A 16468-nucleotide genomic window follows, 5' to 3' on the forward strand; every position below is an offset into this window, starting at 1 on the left:
TGGCATTCTGACAATGGAATTCTATGAAGGCTACAATGACCACGTCGGTAGTGCAGACGCAAAGTACACCGGTGGCTCAGTAACCATCGAGTACAACGAAATTCCTGCTCCAGGTGCTTTGGCACTTCTGGGTCTTGCAGGTATCGCCGGCACTCGCCGTCGACGCGCCTAATCAGCGATTGACTACGCTGGCTTGAGCTAGCGAGTAGATCGGACTGATCTATGATTCTGACAGCTGCCCCGTTCTTTTTAGGACGGGGCAGCTTCTTTTTTGTTATTCAAAGCAGCAAATGCTCCCGATCGACAGGCGGACTACACTCTTAGGCAGCCATGAATTTACTGATACAAAAATATGCCCGCTTGGGCCTCACGTTTGGCTTTCTGCTTGTATTCATTCTTGGCTGTGAGCGTGAGCCATCGCCCCTAGGACCCGATGCCATCTTGCCTGGCCCTGAGGACCAGAGCCTTTTCTCGCCAGAGACCCTTGCCGTTTTTAATAAAGCAACAGAAAAAGTAATGGCCCTGCCCTCCCCTGAGAACTGGGCAGAACTCGGCCGCATCTATCATGCCCATGAACAGCTCGATGATGCAATTGAATGCTATCAGTATGCGATCAAAGCTGGAGACAACAGCAATCGGACATCGCATCTGCTTGCTCTTGCCCTCGACGAAACAGGTGACCGATCCGCCGCCCTAGACGCAATGAGACGCGCGGCAAAACGAGAGCCCACTCATAGCCCCACATACTGGCGGCTTGGGCAATGGATTCTTGAAACTGGCGACCGTTCGTCAGCCGAAACGTTTATGCGTCAGGCTTATGATTCCGCGCCAAATGACCCGACAACCACACTGGCCATAGCTAAGTTTTTCTTAGACACCGACCGTCCTGAAGATGCGACTAGAACTTTAGTCGCCTTGTTAAAGCAGTTTCCAGAAAACAGATACGCACACTATCTGCTTGGCACAGCGTTGAGCCAACTCGGCAATACTTTTGACTCTCGTGCTCACCTAGAACTTGGCAAACATAGCAAACCGCACTGGCCCGACAAACATTACAATGACCTTATTTTTCTTCGCACAGGCCCAGCTCACGAGTTTGAACTGTTAAGTATGGCCAGCAATAGAGGCGAAGCCAGACAATCTCTTCCAGGATTACTGGCACTGGAGCCACAGCTTTCTGATGATGTGAACTATTACATTTCACTAACCAAAACATATCGCAGGCTTATTGAACTAGATAACGCACAAAAGATGCTGAATGCCGGCCTGGCTATCAGCGAAGACAGCTACCGATTACATTATCAAAATGCATGCCTCGACCTAGATCGCTGGAATCTCAAAGGAAAACCCCTCGATGACCCTCTACTGAACAGCGCCTTTGAGAAAGTGAATCACGCCATTTCGCTCAATCCTAGCGATAGCCGCAGCTATGCCCTGCGTGGAATATTGCTGAACCTCATGGGACAATATGACCAAAGCGTTGCCGCTTTTCAGAAAGCTGATTCGCTTGATACTACATACAGTTCCCATGGCTACCAAGCCGCGAAGGTCTATCTCGACCAAGAAAAGTGGCTCAAAGCGGAACCACTCCTCATTGAATTGGTTGATCGCTACCCATATGACGTCCCATTACTTCGTGAACTAGCGATGACACAGTATGCTGCTGGAAAATGGCCTGAGGCCCAGAAAAGTTTGACCCAGTATCAATCAACAAATCCAAATGACCCTGAGGTCAACGCCGCACTTCGGGAGATCGATGGCTCATGAAAACACGCACGACAATCTGCCAGATATGCTTTTGCTTGCTGATTGCAAGCGCGTGCAGTGATGACAAGGGCGCCCCAAAGACGACTGACACCCCATCAGATGCCCCCGCTACTGAGAAGCCCTGGTTTGTCGATCAAGTTAATGAGAGCGGCGTTGACTTCATCCATCAGTCAGGGCAGTCCGGAAAATTTTACATTCCAGAAATCATGGCTGGTGGCGCCGCTCTTTTTGACATGGATGCAGATGGCGATCTCGATCTCTATCTCATTCAGAGCGGAGATGTAAACAATGCAACAATAGAGAATCCGCCCAATCAACTCTACAAGAATGACGGCACGGGCAAGTTTACGAATGCAACAGCTGGAAGTGGCGCTGATAACCAGGGGTATGGCATCGGCGCAGCGACAGGCGATTACGACAATGATGGCGACATTGACCTGTATGTCACCAATGTTGGAGCCAACGCACTGCTACAGAATGATGGCCAAGGCCAGTTCACTGATGTCACCGCTGCCGCTGGAATTAACGATGACGATTACAGTGCCAGCGCCAGCTTTTTCGATGCTGACAGTGATGGTGATCTTGACCTGTACGTCTGCAACTATTTGTATTGGTCGCCCCAAACAGAACTCGAGTGCAAGAATTCTCTAAGCAAGCCTGACTACTGCGCCCCTATTGCCTACAGGGCGCCCGCCAGCGATCGCCTTTATATCAATCAAGGTAATGGAACCTTCATTGATGCTTCAGAGCCATCTGGCATTGCCGCGATTCCGGGCACAGCACTTGGAGTCGTTGCCAGTGACTTTTCAGGTGATGGAAAGCCTGATCTCTTTGTCGCCAATGATGGCATGCCTGATCGTCTTTGGATCAATCAGGGCAACAACACATTCAAAGACGAGGCCCTACTCTCCGGCACAGCAATGGACATGAGCGGCAAAGCAAAGGCAGGAATGGGCGTCACCACAGATGACATTGATCATGATGGCGATCAAGATGTGATGGTTTGCAACCTATGGAGAGAAACAGATTCGCTCTTTATCAATAACGGCAGCGGCGGCTTTCGGGACGCCACCACAAGATCCGGCCTGGCGGCAACACCAAAGACGTTCACCCGCTTCGGACTCGGATTGGCAGACTTTGATAATGATGGCACGCTTGATCTTTATCAAGCAAATGGACGTGTAGCACAGCTGGCACGCCGATGGGGGGAGGATCCTTACGGAGAGCCAAACCTCTTGTTTAAAGGCAGCTCAAATGCTGGTGGCATTCGCTTTGAAGAAGTCACCCCGCGCGGCGGCGCCGATGGCACACCAGCGCTCACGAGCCGAGGCGCCGCTTTTGGCGACCTCGACAATGATGGCCGCCTTGATGTCATTGTTGTGAATCGTGACGCGGCCCCACACGTGCTGATGAACATTCAACAGGATACGGGCAACTGGGCCATGATCCGAGCAATCGATCGCCACGGCCGCGACGCGATTGGCGCCCAGATCATGACAAAAGCAGGCGACAAAACATGGACCCAGATCGTGAGAACTGATGGAAGCTACTGCACTGCGAATGATCCCAGAGTTCATATTGGCCTTGGAAAAGCAAGCACCATCGATGACATCACCATCACTTGGCCAACTGGACAAACACAGACATTTGGCCCTCAACCAATCAATCAAATGATCGAGTTAAGAGAAGACTCCACACCTGACTTACCTGAAAAGTAGCCCTCTCATTGATTGAGTTGCTCCATCAATGCGCGCAATTGGATAAGCCGTGGCGAACTGGGATCAATGCCCTCTATTTGAGCCAATGTCTGTTGAGCAAGATTAAAATACCCCGCGCCGATTTGCGCCTCGGCCAACTCTGCCAGCACATTAACATCTTGTGGGTACAGAATCGCCACTTGTTGCAATAACTCCAAAGCCTCTTCCCACCGCTGCCCCTTCAAAAAAGAAACACCTGCCTGTCGATAGAGGCCACGGCCCTTCTCATCGAGACGAGCAGCCTCTCTATACTGTTCGGCCGCCTCACCATACTGCCCACTTGTAAAGAGAATATCAGCATTGATCGCATATCCAACAGCCGTTGTAGGACGCAGTTCAATAGCAAGATGAGCGTGCTGAAGTCCCTCATCAAAGATCTCACTACGATCACTCGGATCTGCCAACGCAAGCTTCTTTTGGCAAATGCCCGCCAACACGACCCGAGCCTCAAAGTTATTGGGATCTAACTTAATCACCTTATGCCCAAGGCGATAAGCCAGATCATTTTCTCCAAGACGTTTATAGGCCATACTCAACGCCACTAAAACAGCCGCATCTTCTGGGTTCTCGTCATGTTGTTTTAAAAGCATCGCCAACGCCTCTTGAGCACGCCCTTGCGAAATTAATTTATTGGCCCGAATCAACTCAACCTGATCGCCAACTTGAAATCGATACAGCTCGTTATTCCACGGATCAACCCATTCTGGTTTCGCACCCTGGCCGAGCTGAACAAAACGATTTCCCACCTCCCCTTCGCCCAACTGACGCATTGCCGTCCCATAGATAAATCGAGCGTAACGATTATTGGCATCGGTCTCAATTGCATACTTTGCTTGAATGGCTGCCAGACGTGGCTCACCTTGATCAAGGAAGATCAGTGCATAAATAAGCCTTGCTGACTGAAGAATATCAATTGCGATTTGGTTTCCAGCCTGCTGCTTAGCCGATGCTTCTGCAACGCGTAGAGCGTTTTCCGCAACTTCTGCGGCTTGCTCTAGATCGCCCGAATCTCGCAACTTCAACGCAAGCAAATACTGCGCCGGCGCGTATCCAGGATCCAATTCAATGACGCGCCATATTGATTCCATGCTCGCCGGCAGATCATCTTGAGCGATCTGGACAAGCGATCTGAGATGGTGGAAAAAAGCATTTTTTGAATCCATCTCAATGGCCTGTCGATAGGCCTCGTTCGCTTGCGCCCAGAGCGCATGGGCGTGATACACCATGGCCAGCTCAAGACGTGCCTTCAAATTTGTTGGCTCCTGAACTGCTTTTTCATGGAGCTCTTCGATCAGTACGATGCTCTTTGGATCAAAGCTAGAGATCATCTCAGGTGGAGCTGGCGGCACTGAATCTACAACCACCACTTCTTCATGACCGCAGCTAAAGAGCGCACCACAAAGCAGCAAAACAGAGAACAACATGAGTGTTTTCAGCTGTTTATTACTCACCTTGCCAGACAACTCCCTCACGTACCCAAGTCGCTAGTGCTTCGATGTCATCCTTAGAGAGCTGCGGCTTCTTTGGCGGCATATGCAAATCTGCAATCTCCCACCGCACCACCTGAACAAGCTTACTCTGCGCCGGATTACCGACCAGGACCACCGGACCGCCGGCGCCCCCTTTGAGGACTCCCGAAATAGAGGTCAGGTCGAGCCCCCCTGCGGGGTCATCATCTTCAGCTGTATTGTGGCACTTCCAACAATGCTTCGAAAGAACTGGCCTGACACTTTTTGCAAAGAACACCCCACGTGGATCAGGCGCAACCGAAGCGTTTTTAACTTGCCCCTCCTGGCTAGGCTGCTCTGCACTTCGTTGAATTTTGATCGCTCTCTCAATAGCTGCCTGAGGCATACCGACGCCCTCTGCGTAAACCAGATGGCCACCAAGATCAGCGACCCAACCAACATACACCACCAAACAGAGCGACAGTACCGCAAACCCCCATCGCCAACATTGCTGCCATAGCCGACTTCCAAAGAGGGACACAATAAGCACCAAAGCAATGCACACCGACAACCACCAAACACGCTCCCCGGCCTCACCATGAGCGACAATCATCGCTTCAACAGCAACCCCGGCTGAGCCTTCAACAGCTTGATGGGCATCACCGCCTGCGTTTTCAGCGAGGAACGCAGAAACAACAAGCAGCGCATATCCAACCAAGCAAACAATGGCAAGCCCACGCCGCCAACGCCCCCAAGCCAGCGCTGCCAGCAGTGCCAACAAAGCCAGGCCGCATGAGAGCACAACAGGAAAGTGAATAAACATCGCATGCCGCATTACAGGATCTTGCCAAGCATCTGCCCAACTTGCGATCAATAACATTATCGAGCTCCTATCTTCGTTGACTCTTCAAGGATGACTGCAGCAAGATGCTCATACTGCTGTGGTGAGTTGTGCAAATGACAGGAAATACGGACCCACCACTTATTCCACATCGTCATAACTGGGACTTCCAGTAGATGAATCTGATAAAGATGATCCATCAGCCCAGCAGCATCCTTCCAATGTGATGCCCAGAGATCGGCATGACCTGGAAGCTCAATCGCGGCCATCGATCCAAGCATCGAGCCATCTCGTGGTGAAGCTGGTTCAACCGACCACGAACGACATAAGTGTGATTGTGCCCACAGGACCATGTCGCGATTGTGTTTCCGAATCCGATCCCAACCAAATTGCCCTAACCATTGAATCGCAATAGGCGCCGTCAACCAAGGCGTCATATCACCTGTACCCTGCCAGACAAACTCTTGAGCAAACCCCTCTTCATAATGATGACTCACTACTAATGGATGAATACCGCGCTGCTTATCGCGATCAACCCACAGGAATGCTGAACCCGGTGGAGCGCAGACCCATTTATGTAAATTGCCTGTGTAGTAGTCACAGCCAATTGCTGGCACTTCAAGATCAAGCATCCCTGGCCCGTGAGCACCGTCAACAAGAACCTCAACATCAAGTTCTCGACAGCGATTACAAATCTGTTCAACAGGAAGGCGCAAACCTGTTGGAGAGGTCACATGATCAATGACAAGCAATCGCGTCGAAGCAGAGATACCCGCCATAACGCGCTCAATGATTTCATCATGACCAGACACCGGAAATGGCAATTTGATCTGACGCATCGATGGATGTTCGTAAGTGTCGATATAACGCATCATTTGAAAAACGGCGTTGTAGGCATGGTCGGTGGTGACAATCTCATCACCTTTTGACCATTTGAGATTGCGTAAAACACACGCCACCCCAGTACTTGCATTATGAACAAACCCAATATCTTCTCCTGATGCTCCAAGAAAGCTCGCAACCTCATCCCGGGCTGCCAACAAACTCTGACCGCGCCACTTTCGATCAAGCACCTCGATTGGAGCTGCTTCAAACTGATCACGAAGCATGCCTTGATGACGCATGACTTCCCGCGGGCGGGCACCAAAAGAGCCGTGATTTAGGAAATTGACTCTGGGATCAAGGCCCCATGCCTCAAGGCCTGCACCCACGATGGGCTCGGGTGGCCCCAGCAGTCTTGCACGATCACCAGCAGTCCCTTGAGCATTGTTCATGCTGCAAAGCGTAGCAGGCCAAGAATAAATCGCCCCTCTGCAATCCGTCTCAATGCCTTAGGAACGGCTTTTTTCTCAATCAACCAAGGATAATTTGCTATTTGGTCTTTGTTTGGGTAACGTAACACGAACAAAATAGCCGATAGAAAATCAAGCGAGCTAAGCCTTATGGTCGAAATTTCCCAGATCTTGAGACTCAGTTTGCTCGAGACGCTTCGACACCCAATATCTGGTGGTCCTCCGTGGTGGGCCAGATACGGGTTTCAGGCTGATCAATGGCAGCCATGCCCACTGGGCCGGCTGCCCAACGTACCGGGGGTGGTACCGCTGGAGAGCGGTCAGAACTTCGGCCTTGGATGGGCCAGACACAACCGAACAACTGCGCTCAGCGAGCTCACAGCCCGCCCAATGCAGCTGTTCCAACCATTCAAGGCCGGAAGGGCCCAGACCATGCTCAATAGACTGACTCGAAAATCCAGCCGTACTTCCTCGATGACAACCACCCCAGCCGAAACGCCGCCAATCCCCGGGAGCAACGGCAAGAGCACACCAGTTCTCGTGACTGGGCCCGGTGGCGACTTTACAACCACTTACAAGGCTTGGGGTGGACGACTCAAGCAAACGGAGATTGAGAGCGCCAATGCCCCGAGCAACGCCGCCCATCATGCACCTGAACAGGATTACAGTGCCTCCCAAAGGCCAGAGTCGCGACTCGAAGCAATGATCCCCACCCGCGTTCACCAAGCATGCGGACAAAAAGAACCTGATATTGGCAATCTTCTGACCACATGGCTGCACGAGCAACGACGGGCGATGACCCATCTGGACACGGTCCTTGATCGTGTTGGGAAACAGCTTCGCGATTATCTTAAAACACATGATGACCTAGAGCTGGCCACCGATCTCTTCGGTGGAACTATTTGTCAGACAGCCGGAAAAATCAAACCAGAACCAACGCCTCTTAATGCGCCTCTACCCCGAAACCAAACTAGGGAACGACTGCATGAACCTCACGCCCAAACAACTTCGCGTGCTAACCATGATTCAAGAGTATCGCCAGAGATTGGGATACTCACCAACGATGAGAGAGCTGGCCGAAGCCCTCGATATCAGCAAAGTGACCGTCTTCGAACACATCGAGGCACTCATCAAGAAGGGCGCCCTGATTCGGGAACCGAACAAGGCACGCTCTTTGTCGATTCCTGAAGACGCCCAGCTTCCGAACGCTGCAACAAATACGAGCAATAACACCGAGTCACTGACCTACCCTCTCGCAGGTCGGATTGCCGCCGGTTACCCGCTTGAGAAGTTCGAACAAACCGATGAGCTAGACATCACGACGATGTTCGGCCCAAGTGTTGCCCAAAGCAATAACACTTTTGCACTACAGGTTGAAGGCGAGTCTATGCGGGATGAGGGAATTCTGGATGGTGACTACGTGCTCGTTTCTCAGCAAAGCACGGCGCGTGATGGAGAGAGAGTGATCGCCCTGCTACCGGATGGCGAATCGACCCTCAAGACATTTCACAGGCAACCCAATGGCCAAGTCTTACTTCGCCCCGCGAACCCTGCGTTCAACGATATCGTGGTCGATCAATGCACTATCCAGGGCGTTGTCATTGGCGTACTTAGGCGATACTAAAGCATCGCTTGAACCAAGCAACTCACTTCTTTGGAGAGATGCTTCGGAACCGGCCTCCATCAAGTTGGCGGAGAATCGCAACTGCGCAATAACGTCTTGTGGAACGAGGACCATTTGCGCTTCGCCACGTGCAAGTAGTGACAATGAGCCAACTGCTTGGGGCGTTTCAAGCGAGGCTGGCAGTGCCATCACCTCCCGGCCATGTTCTTCTGCTGCAAGGCGGGCCGTCACCAATGCACCACTTCGGGGACCAGCCTCGATAACAAGAACACCCAGCGCTAATCCCGAGATAATTCTATTACGACGGGGAAAGTATCCGGGCCTGGGCCCCATATCTGGCAAGAACTCGCTCACCAAAACACCTCCCCGTTGTGCAATCTGACTAAATAGTTCTGTGTGTTCGGTGGGATAACAGTGACCATGACCACACCCCAGAACGACCGTCGTACACCCACCCACGGCGAGTGTGGCTCGATGGGCTGACGCATCAATGCCGCGAGCACCACCAGAAACGACCGCAAGCCCCCAGCTTGCTAGTTGCCCCGCAAATCGCTGTGCCGCTCGCGTCCCTTCTGCTGAGCAGCGTCTGCTTCCAACGATGGCCAAGGATGGGAGCTGTAGCGCTTCAAAGGCCCCCTTTCCAAACAAGGCCAACGGCGAATCAGGTATCAGCCGTAGCAGAGGTGGAAAACATTGATCATCAATTGTCACTAACCCCACGTCACATCGCTCCATTTGATCTCGTAGCTGAGCGGTATTGACGCTGGCAAGAGCGCGAGCGATCTTATGAGCCCGGCGACAACTCATTCCCGCAGCCTCAAGCTGATGCCTATCTGCATGCCCAATACGTTCTAGGGATCCCAGATTTCCTATCAATCGAGCGATCCAGGTTGGGCCAAGACCAGACACAGCAATGGCTCGAAGCCGCCCCTCGCTGACATCCTGTGGTTTTTGAAACACGAAAGTACCCTCCTAGGAGAACTCAAGATAGACCTCTGGGAACCTTGACTTCAGGATTGAGGTAGGGTTTTATGAGGTTGTCATTGCGCTCCATAGATATGAAAACAATCGCTTCTCAGAGCACCTATATGGAATACTTGCAATCAACAAAAAATGAATCAGCAAACAAGACCAACGAAGCTATATTGATTGCACGAGAGTGAGAACAAGCCCAATGAAAGTGGCCAAATTTCAGCCATTTCGATTTGTCCGCAATACGGCAATTCTCTGCGCCGTGGTGCTTATCGTCTATTTGGGTTTTCTCTACTGGCACAAGGGGCAAGTCGGTCTCGACTATCGGGTCTTAAATACTTCTCTAAAGATGCCCACGACACCCCGATCTGTTACCAACTGGAAACTCCGGCCTATTGAAGTAGGCGGCTCCTTCAAGAATGTCACACGACTGGTCGAGGCCTGTGATGGGCACCTCTACATTCTTGAACAGCGGGGCCGTATTTATCGCTTACCCATCACACTTGGCAGTGGCGATCCAATACGATTTTTGAAACTTAAAAATGTCTCTTCAGCAGGAGAAGGTGGCTTACTAGGACTTGCCCTTCATCCAGAATTTGGCAACAACGACGATCCCAATGGTCGTTACGCCTATGTGTATTACTCCGCAGAGAGAGATGATGGCACCCGCAGCAACCGACTTTCCCGCTTGACAGCAACCGCCTCTTTTGACGAATTAGATCCTAAATCTGAGCTCATACTTATTGACCAGGATGATGAGCATGATTGGCACGACGGCGGCGGACTAACATTTGGACCCGATGGATTCCTCTATCTCACCATGGGTGACGAAGGCCTCTCCAGCGATGCACTCGGCAATAGCCAAGAGATCAAGAAGGATCTCTTTTCAGGGGTACTTCGTATCGACGTTGATGCGCAGGGTGGAGAGATCAGCCACTGGCCTCCTCGCCAACCTGAGACAGGCGTGACCGCACACTACATGATTCCCAATGACAATCCGTTTGTTGGTGTTCCCGGAGCGTTGGAAGAGTTTTATGCGATCGGGCTACGCAACCCTCATGATCTATTCTTCGATGAACTCACCGGAAATGGCTTTGTCACAGATGTTGGTGAGAACCAGCAAGAAGAGCTCAACCAACTGGTCAGCGGCGGCAACTATGAATGGAGTTTTCGTGAAGGCGACTTCTTACCTACAGAAGGCCCGTTTAACAATGGCGCCTTACCATCGCCCATGTACGGAACGCCAAACAGCCCGCTTCTGGCATATGCCCATACCAATGGCAACAAGTGCATTATTGGTGGCTTTGTATATCACAATGAAAAATACCCTGAACTAAAAAACAAGTACATTCACGGCGATCTTTCTTCGGGAAGGGTCTGGGCAGCCACACTCTCTCCCGATCATCCACTGGCCATCGAAGAACGCTCTTTATTGACACATCTTGAATCTGCTGCAGCCCGATCTCTTTGCGCATTGACGACTACCGAAGATGGTGAAATATACGCCGCAACACTAGCCGGAAACATCTACCGCCTCGAACCTCGCAACAATCAAGATGAACTGGTCAGCTTACCGCAGAGACTATCTCAAACCGGTGTCTTTGCAGACCTGGCAACCCTGACTCCGGCGCCAGGCTTTATTCCTTATGAAGTAAAGTCTCCTCTCTGGTCAGATAACGCTGTTAAAAGTCGATGGATTTGCGTCCCCGGAGATGGCTCTAGTGTGAACCCCACAGAGGATCGCATCTACATATCCAGAAAGAACAACTGGGAATTCCCCACAGGAACCTGCTTCATTAAGCACTTCGAGTTACCAATCGATCAGAGTGACCCCACAAAAACCAAGCGACTCGAAACCCGAATCATCATGCGCGATGATGCAAAAGGTATCTACGGAGCAACCTATAAATGGAACGAAGATGACACAGAAGCACTGCTCCTTCACCAAGGCCAGGAAGAAGCACATGCAATCATGTGCGAAGATGGCTCTTCACACCAACAGACTTGGGAATACCCGAGCCGAATTGACTGCCTCAGTTGTCACACTGAAGATGCCGGCTATGTACTAGGCGTCAATACCCGCCAACTCAACGGGTGGACCCACTATCCAGAAACACGACGCGATGGACACCAACTACGGACATGGAATGGAATCGATCTGATTACGCGGTCACGAGAAAAAGTAAAGACAATAAGACCGTCGCTTTTTTTCGGTTTTGATGCGCTCGTTGACCCTTATGACGCTTCAGAAGACCTCAATGATCGCATGATGTCCTATGTGGATAGCAACTGTGCACACTGCCATCGTCCCTACATGATGCGCACTGCTCTCGACCTTCGCTGGGGTGCCGATGAACTCCAACGACACCTGTATGAAACAGAAGCGGTCAACCCAATGAATGGAACCAGGACACTCTTGGTAAACCCGGCAAATCCTGATGCTTCAGAACTTCTTAATCGGGTTGCATCGAAGACCAGTGGATTCCGAATGCCACCACTATCAACCAGTGTGCCTGATCAAAAAGCGATTGAGTTGATTCGTCAGTGGATTCGTGCAAGAGCAGCGACGGCATCGCAATCGCAATGAGCTAAGCGACGAAGCAAATCTCACGACGCGGGCATCTTACAGTTCAATCTTCTTCATCCTCAAGAGCCCCCTCGTCGTCTTCCTCATCACCCTCTTCTTCCCATTCCCCCTCTTCTTCTTCGTCCTCAAGATCCTCCTCTTCGTCTTCCTCATCGCCCTCACACTGCTCTTCATCGTCGCCTAGAGATGCTTCTGCACCCTCTTCTTCCCATTCACCCTCTTCTTCATCATCCTCAAGATCCTCCTCTTCGTCTTCCTCATCGCCCTCACACTGCTCTTCATCGTCGACGAACGATGCTTCCTCTTCCTCCCACTCTTCATCCTCATCATGCTCGAGAGCGACATCCGCTTGATTGACATCATCCTCGTAGCCCAACACCTCTACACCATTCTCATCAACTTCCACTTCAATGATCTCTTCGACGTACTCATATTCCCACTCACCATCATCTTCAAGCTGCTGCTCTTGATCATCATGAGTTGAGACATCCGAATCAATCAAACCAACCTCTTCTGTATCGCTCTCCGTTGGCACCACTACCTGATCAACCGGAGGCGGACAGATCGAAACAACATCAGCTTCATCTTGTAGATCCTCTGCATCACTCACTGAGACAGACGCAGCTTCATCTTGTAGATCCTCTGCATCACTCACTGAGACAGATTCGACTTCATCTTGTAGATCCGCTGCATCACTCACCGAGACAGACGCAGCTTCATCATCGCTTTCTTCTGCTTCAACAACGACCAGCGATTTCACTGAACCATGAACAGCCGAAACAACCTGACCACAGGTCATCAATGAAGGCAAACATTTGGGCGTTTTCTTACGCGGCACCTTTGCCTGATACTTGATGCGCGATGAACGAATATTCTTCGAAACACGAATCGTAGGCATACTCGTCATCAGGCCTAAGAAGATGCAAAGACCTGATGCCCCCAGCACCCATAATCGGTGCTGACTCGATGCAATATGCTGGAGAAATGATCGCTGTTTCCCATGACCTTGATCAGGATCAGACAGGGCGCCCATGCCCTCATATGCGGTTAGAACTCCTTTCGGACCTTCGTATATATTGGCTTGGGGAGTCTCAGCTTGATGACTGGCACCCGCCTCCTGTAACCATCCCAGCGTGCTGATGGGACCACCTGAGGACATCAGTACTGCCTGCTGCCCTGCTGGCACCTGGTTGAGTTCGCATTCCACAAGGCGCTGGATGAGCTGTGAATCGGGTTGCTCGACTTCAGAGAGAAAACTCGTATAGGCCGCCAACTGAAGCGCCACCGCTTTTTCACGATCCCCCAACGCATCACGTTGACTGGTGAGTCGCTCCAGATCATCCGCTGGCGGCAGCAAAATGCATGCGGCCATCATGGCCAATCCAGCGGCAAGAAAAAGCCAGCCAGGATCAAATCGAAATAGGGGTTGGGAAACCTGTCTCACGCTGCCAATATCGGCCGGCCCTCACGATCAATCTGAATGCTTTTCAGGACTGATGCCTAGAGGCCAATCAGAATGGCATCACATCGACAATTGGGCCAAATTGGGGCTCCTTGAGGCCTGGGCTTTTTTGGCCCCATCTTGACCCAACCCCCAAGAACTGTATCCTTGCTGGTCTACTGCGGGGTAGAGCAGTCTGGTAGCTCGTCGGGCTCATAACCCGGAGGTCGTAGGTTCGAATCCTACCCCCGCTATTGAACACGAAATCAACCCTCTTCCTTCAACGAAGAGGGTTGTTCTCTTTTTGGGGCTGTGGCCCCTAAGTCCCCTGACGAGTTGCCTCAAGAGGCCGCAGTGGCGCCGGACTAACGTCTTCTTCGATTTCGAGAATCAGTTCGGATATGCCAAGTGCGTCAATCTTTTTTGCCTTCCAACCGTTTGCAGCTAATTCAGATGGCAGCGATTTCAAACGAGCGATCTGGGGACGGGCGGCACCGCCATAAATTCGGATGACATCCAAGCAACGACGAATCCGATTGTCTGCGCCCCAGCGGCCAGGATCGATCAGCATGACAGACAAAGGCAAGCCCTCTGCAATCCTGTGCTTTGCAAGAAACTCAAGTCCAGCAAGTCGAATGACATCACCAAACATAATGCCACTTGGAGCGGGCTCAACAATCGCGGCATGAATGACTGGCAACAATGGCTCTATCGCGTCATACGAAAGATTACGATAGACCGATCCGATCGCACCCCGAGCACGGCCGTCTTCGTTCTTCAGTCCTGCCACCACGGCCGCTTGCAGTGCTTTAGGATCAACACCCTCCAATGAACGACCAAGCATTCCATCGCGCCTATCGAATAAAGCAAGACAAAGATAGCGCTGCTGCATCCCGCGCGGATCAGCCTCACCGGGCGTCTTCGTGAGCATCGCCAGGAGCTCTGGAAGCGCTGGCATCGCAGCATCACCAATGGCCGCGAGGGCTTCTGCAGCCTTAATGCGCAGCCAAAGATCATCAGCTTCAAGAGTGACTCTCAGTGCTGGCACCAGAGAGGCTGCCCGATCCTTCAACATGATCGCAGCCTGACACGCGCCAAGTCGTCCATCCAAATCAGTTCCCAAAAGCATCCTACGCAGTACAGGCGTGGGATCACCATCGCGGCGAGCAAGTTCGATTGCCGAACGTTCTCGCACGACTGGCGACCAACTCTTAAGCCCACGAAAGAGACGCTCATCTGAGCGTTCCGCCCAGGTCTCCAGGCCAGTGCGAGGCCCCCAATCACGTCCATCGGCGATCAATAATTCAGCGCTCCGCCGATCTGCCTCTGGAACGATGCTTGGCTTGCGACCAGTGAGATAGATCGTGTTCAGTGGCTGCGCGTAGGCAAGTAAAAAGACGCCAGTCGCGTCCCAACCACCATAACTGTCTGGCTTTCGCTGTGGTGGCCCTTGATGAACATAGGTTCCGTCCCAAGATCTCGCCAAGTCGAAGTACCACCCAAACTCCTCCATCCATGCGCCCGTGGCATGCGATCCCGACAACGCGACACCTGGCATCGCCCAAAGCATGTTGAAGTAATTGCCGGTATGACCGGTATCACGTTCAGCGCCATGCGAGGCAACGCTCATTCGAGAGAAATAAGTAGCAGCCTCTACATCACCGAGCAAATCGAAGAACATTGCTGCAGCACCATTTTTTCCGTTGTCTTCATGCATCTCAATCCAGGGCTGATGGTCACCGTAAGGCACACTCCCTTTGTCGACATAAAACCGAATAAGTCGCGCACTCTTGTCAATAGCCTCATCAAGTTCCGGGTTTTTTACGCCAGCTTCTCGAGCAAGCACCAACGAAATAGATAACGGAAGCCCGGGTGCGTTCATCATGCCATATCCAGCCAAGCGACCATTGCCCTGAACGAACCGATGCCCCCATGATCCCACCTCGCTCTGCCCCCGAACAATCTCCATGGTGATACGTTCTAGATCAGGCATAAAGGTACGATCTCCAGTAGCCAATACATATTCAGCCATCAATATGTTGATCGGCCCATACCACCATGAGTGATATGAACGGCGCTCAAGATCAGAATAGTCTGACACCAACTCAACTTGCGCCCGTACAAGTGGTAGGTACTGTGGATCGCCACTGGCAAGCAATGCCAAAGCATTGAACGTGCGTTCAATTGGGTTGCCCTTGCTCGGATTCGCTTCGATGCGCCTGGCAAGCGCTGCGCAGCCGTTTCTGAAAATCTGTGCTGATTTTTCACAGTCAAAGGGCGCCGATCGCGAGTACCGACCAAGTACTGGCAGAGATATAAAAACACTTTCTTGCTTGCCATTCCGCCAGCGAATCAGGCCCAGCCGCCCGTCCGATGCCTCAGCGCCGCTGATTGCGTGGCCGATTTCAGTTCGTGGATCAAATCGAAATGGCTGACTGGCGACACCCAGGATCACATCCCCCGGCTCTAACAAGCCGTCCGCAGGCGATCCCACGGCGACGTCGGTGATGACCACTTGCCGAGCTTCTGTGGTTTCCAGTCCATTGCTATGCATCCAGCCTCGAACGCCGATTGGGCCAAGATTCCAATCATGACTCGCACCATCAGGAATCTTCTCGCCCATCGTAAAATCAGGATTCGGCACCTTTGAAGACGGACCCATCAACAAACTGGCACGGGCTTGATTCAAACCAGCACCCAGAGCAACACACAAAATGAGCAGCCGAACTACGTACATAA

At 51.8% G+C, this 16468-nt stretch carries 10 protein-coding genes and 1 tRNA gene; 5 read left to right on the forward strand and 6 right to left on the reverse strand.

The annotated features are described in order from the left end of the window. The first annotated feature begins 330 nt into the window (after window positions 1–330). Together P8J86_12625 and P8J86_12630 are read left to right on the forward strand one after the other, a co-directional pair. Complete coding sequence (locus P8J86_12625; protein MDG2055534.1) at window positions 331–1767, forward strand: tetratricopeptide repeat protein; 1437 nt, start codon at window positions 331–333, stop codon at window positions 1765–1767. Then, on the forward strand, window positions 1764–3485 hold the full coding sequence (locus P8J86_12630; GenBank protein ID MDG2055535.1) for a CRTAC1 family protein: 1722 nt from the start codon (window positions 1764–1766) through the stop codon (window positions 3483–3485). The genes P8J86_12625 and P8J86_12630 overlap by 4 nt, the downstream gene beginning before the upstream one ends. A 5-nt stretch (window positions 3486–3490) precedes the next feature. On the opposite strand, the gene P8J86_12635 is transcribed toward P8J86_12630, so the two are convergent. Genes P8J86_12635 through P8J86_12645 form a run of 3 tightly spaced genes read right to left on the reverse strand, consistent with a single transcriptional unit; the run spans window position 3491 to window position 7087 of the window. Continuing rightward, entirely contained in the window at window positions 3491–4975 is a 1485-nt protein-coding gene (locus tag P8J86_12635) for a tetratricopeptide repeat protein (protein MDG2055536.1), read from the reverse strand. Further along, window positions 4968–5852, reverse strand: a complete 885-nt coding sequence (locus P8J86_12640; protein MDG2055537.1) for a hypothetical protein — start codon at window positions 5850–5852, stop codon at window positions 4968–4970. Before P8J86_12640 ends, P8J86_12635 begins: the two co-directional genes overlap by 8 nt. Further along, complete coding sequence (locus tag P8J86_12645) at window positions 5852–7087, reverse strand: aminotransferase class V-fold PLP-dependent enzyme (GenBank protein ID MDG2055538.1); 1236 nt, start codon at window positions 7085–7087, stop codon at window positions 5852–5854. The genes P8J86_12640 and P8J86_12645 overlap by 1 nt, the downstream gene beginning before the upstream one ends. A 1039-nt stretch (window positions 7088–8126) precedes the next feature. Between P8J86_12645 and lexA the strand changes: the two genes are divergently transcribed. Then, entirely contained in the window at window positions 8127–8729 is a 603-nt protein-coding gene (gene lexA / locus P8J86_12650) for a transcriptional repressor LexA (GenBank protein ID MDG2055539.1), read from the forward strand. Here the strand turns inward: lexA and dprA are convergent. Next, the gene (gene dprA / locus P8J86_12655) at window positions 8637–9689 is read right to left on the reverse strand and encodes a DNA-processing protein DprA (protein MDG2055540.1); all 1053 of its coding nucleotides are present in this window, start codon (window positions 9687–9689) and stop codon (window positions 8637–8639) included. The genes lexA and dprA overlap by 93 nt on opposite strands. Before the next feature lie 214 nt (window positions 9690–9903). Between dprA and P8J86_12660 the strand changes: the two genes are divergently transcribed. Then, window positions 9904–12288 carry a PQQ-dependent sugar dehydrogenase gene (locus tag P8J86_12660; protein MDG2055541.1) on the forward strand — a complete coding sequence of 795 codons (2385 nt, stop codon included), beginning with the start codon at window positions 9904–9906 and terminating at the stop codon, window positions 12286–12288. Between the two features lie 43 nt (window positions 12289–12331). Here P8J86_12660 and P8J86_12665 read toward each other — a convergent pair whose 3' ends face one another. After that, on the reverse strand, window positions 12332–13663 hold the full coding sequence (locus P8J86_12665) for a hypothetical protein (GenBank protein ID MDG2055542.1): 1332 nt from the start codon (window positions 13661–13663) through the stop codon (window positions 12332–12334). A gap of 246 nt (window positions 13664–13909) precedes the next feature. Here P8J86_12665 and P8J86_12670 point away from each other — a divergent pair. Beyond that, window positions 13910–13983, forward strand: a tRNA-Met gene (locus tag P8J86_12670). 65 nt (window positions 13984–14048) lie between these two features. Here P8J86_12670 and P8J86_12675 read toward each other — a convergent pair. Further along, window positions 14049–16466 (reverse strand): DUF6288 domain-containing protein, encoded by a 2418-nt coding sequence (locus P8J86_12675; GenBank protein ID MDG2055543.1) that lies wholly within the window; start codon window positions 16464–16466, stop codon window positions 14049–14051. Window positions 16467–16468 lie beyond the last annotated feature (2 nt).

It is taken from the genome of Phycisphaerales bacterium, assembly GCA_029268515.1.
Classification (GTDB): Bacteria; Planctomycetota; Phycisphaerae; order Phycisphaerales; family SM1A02; genus JAQWNP01.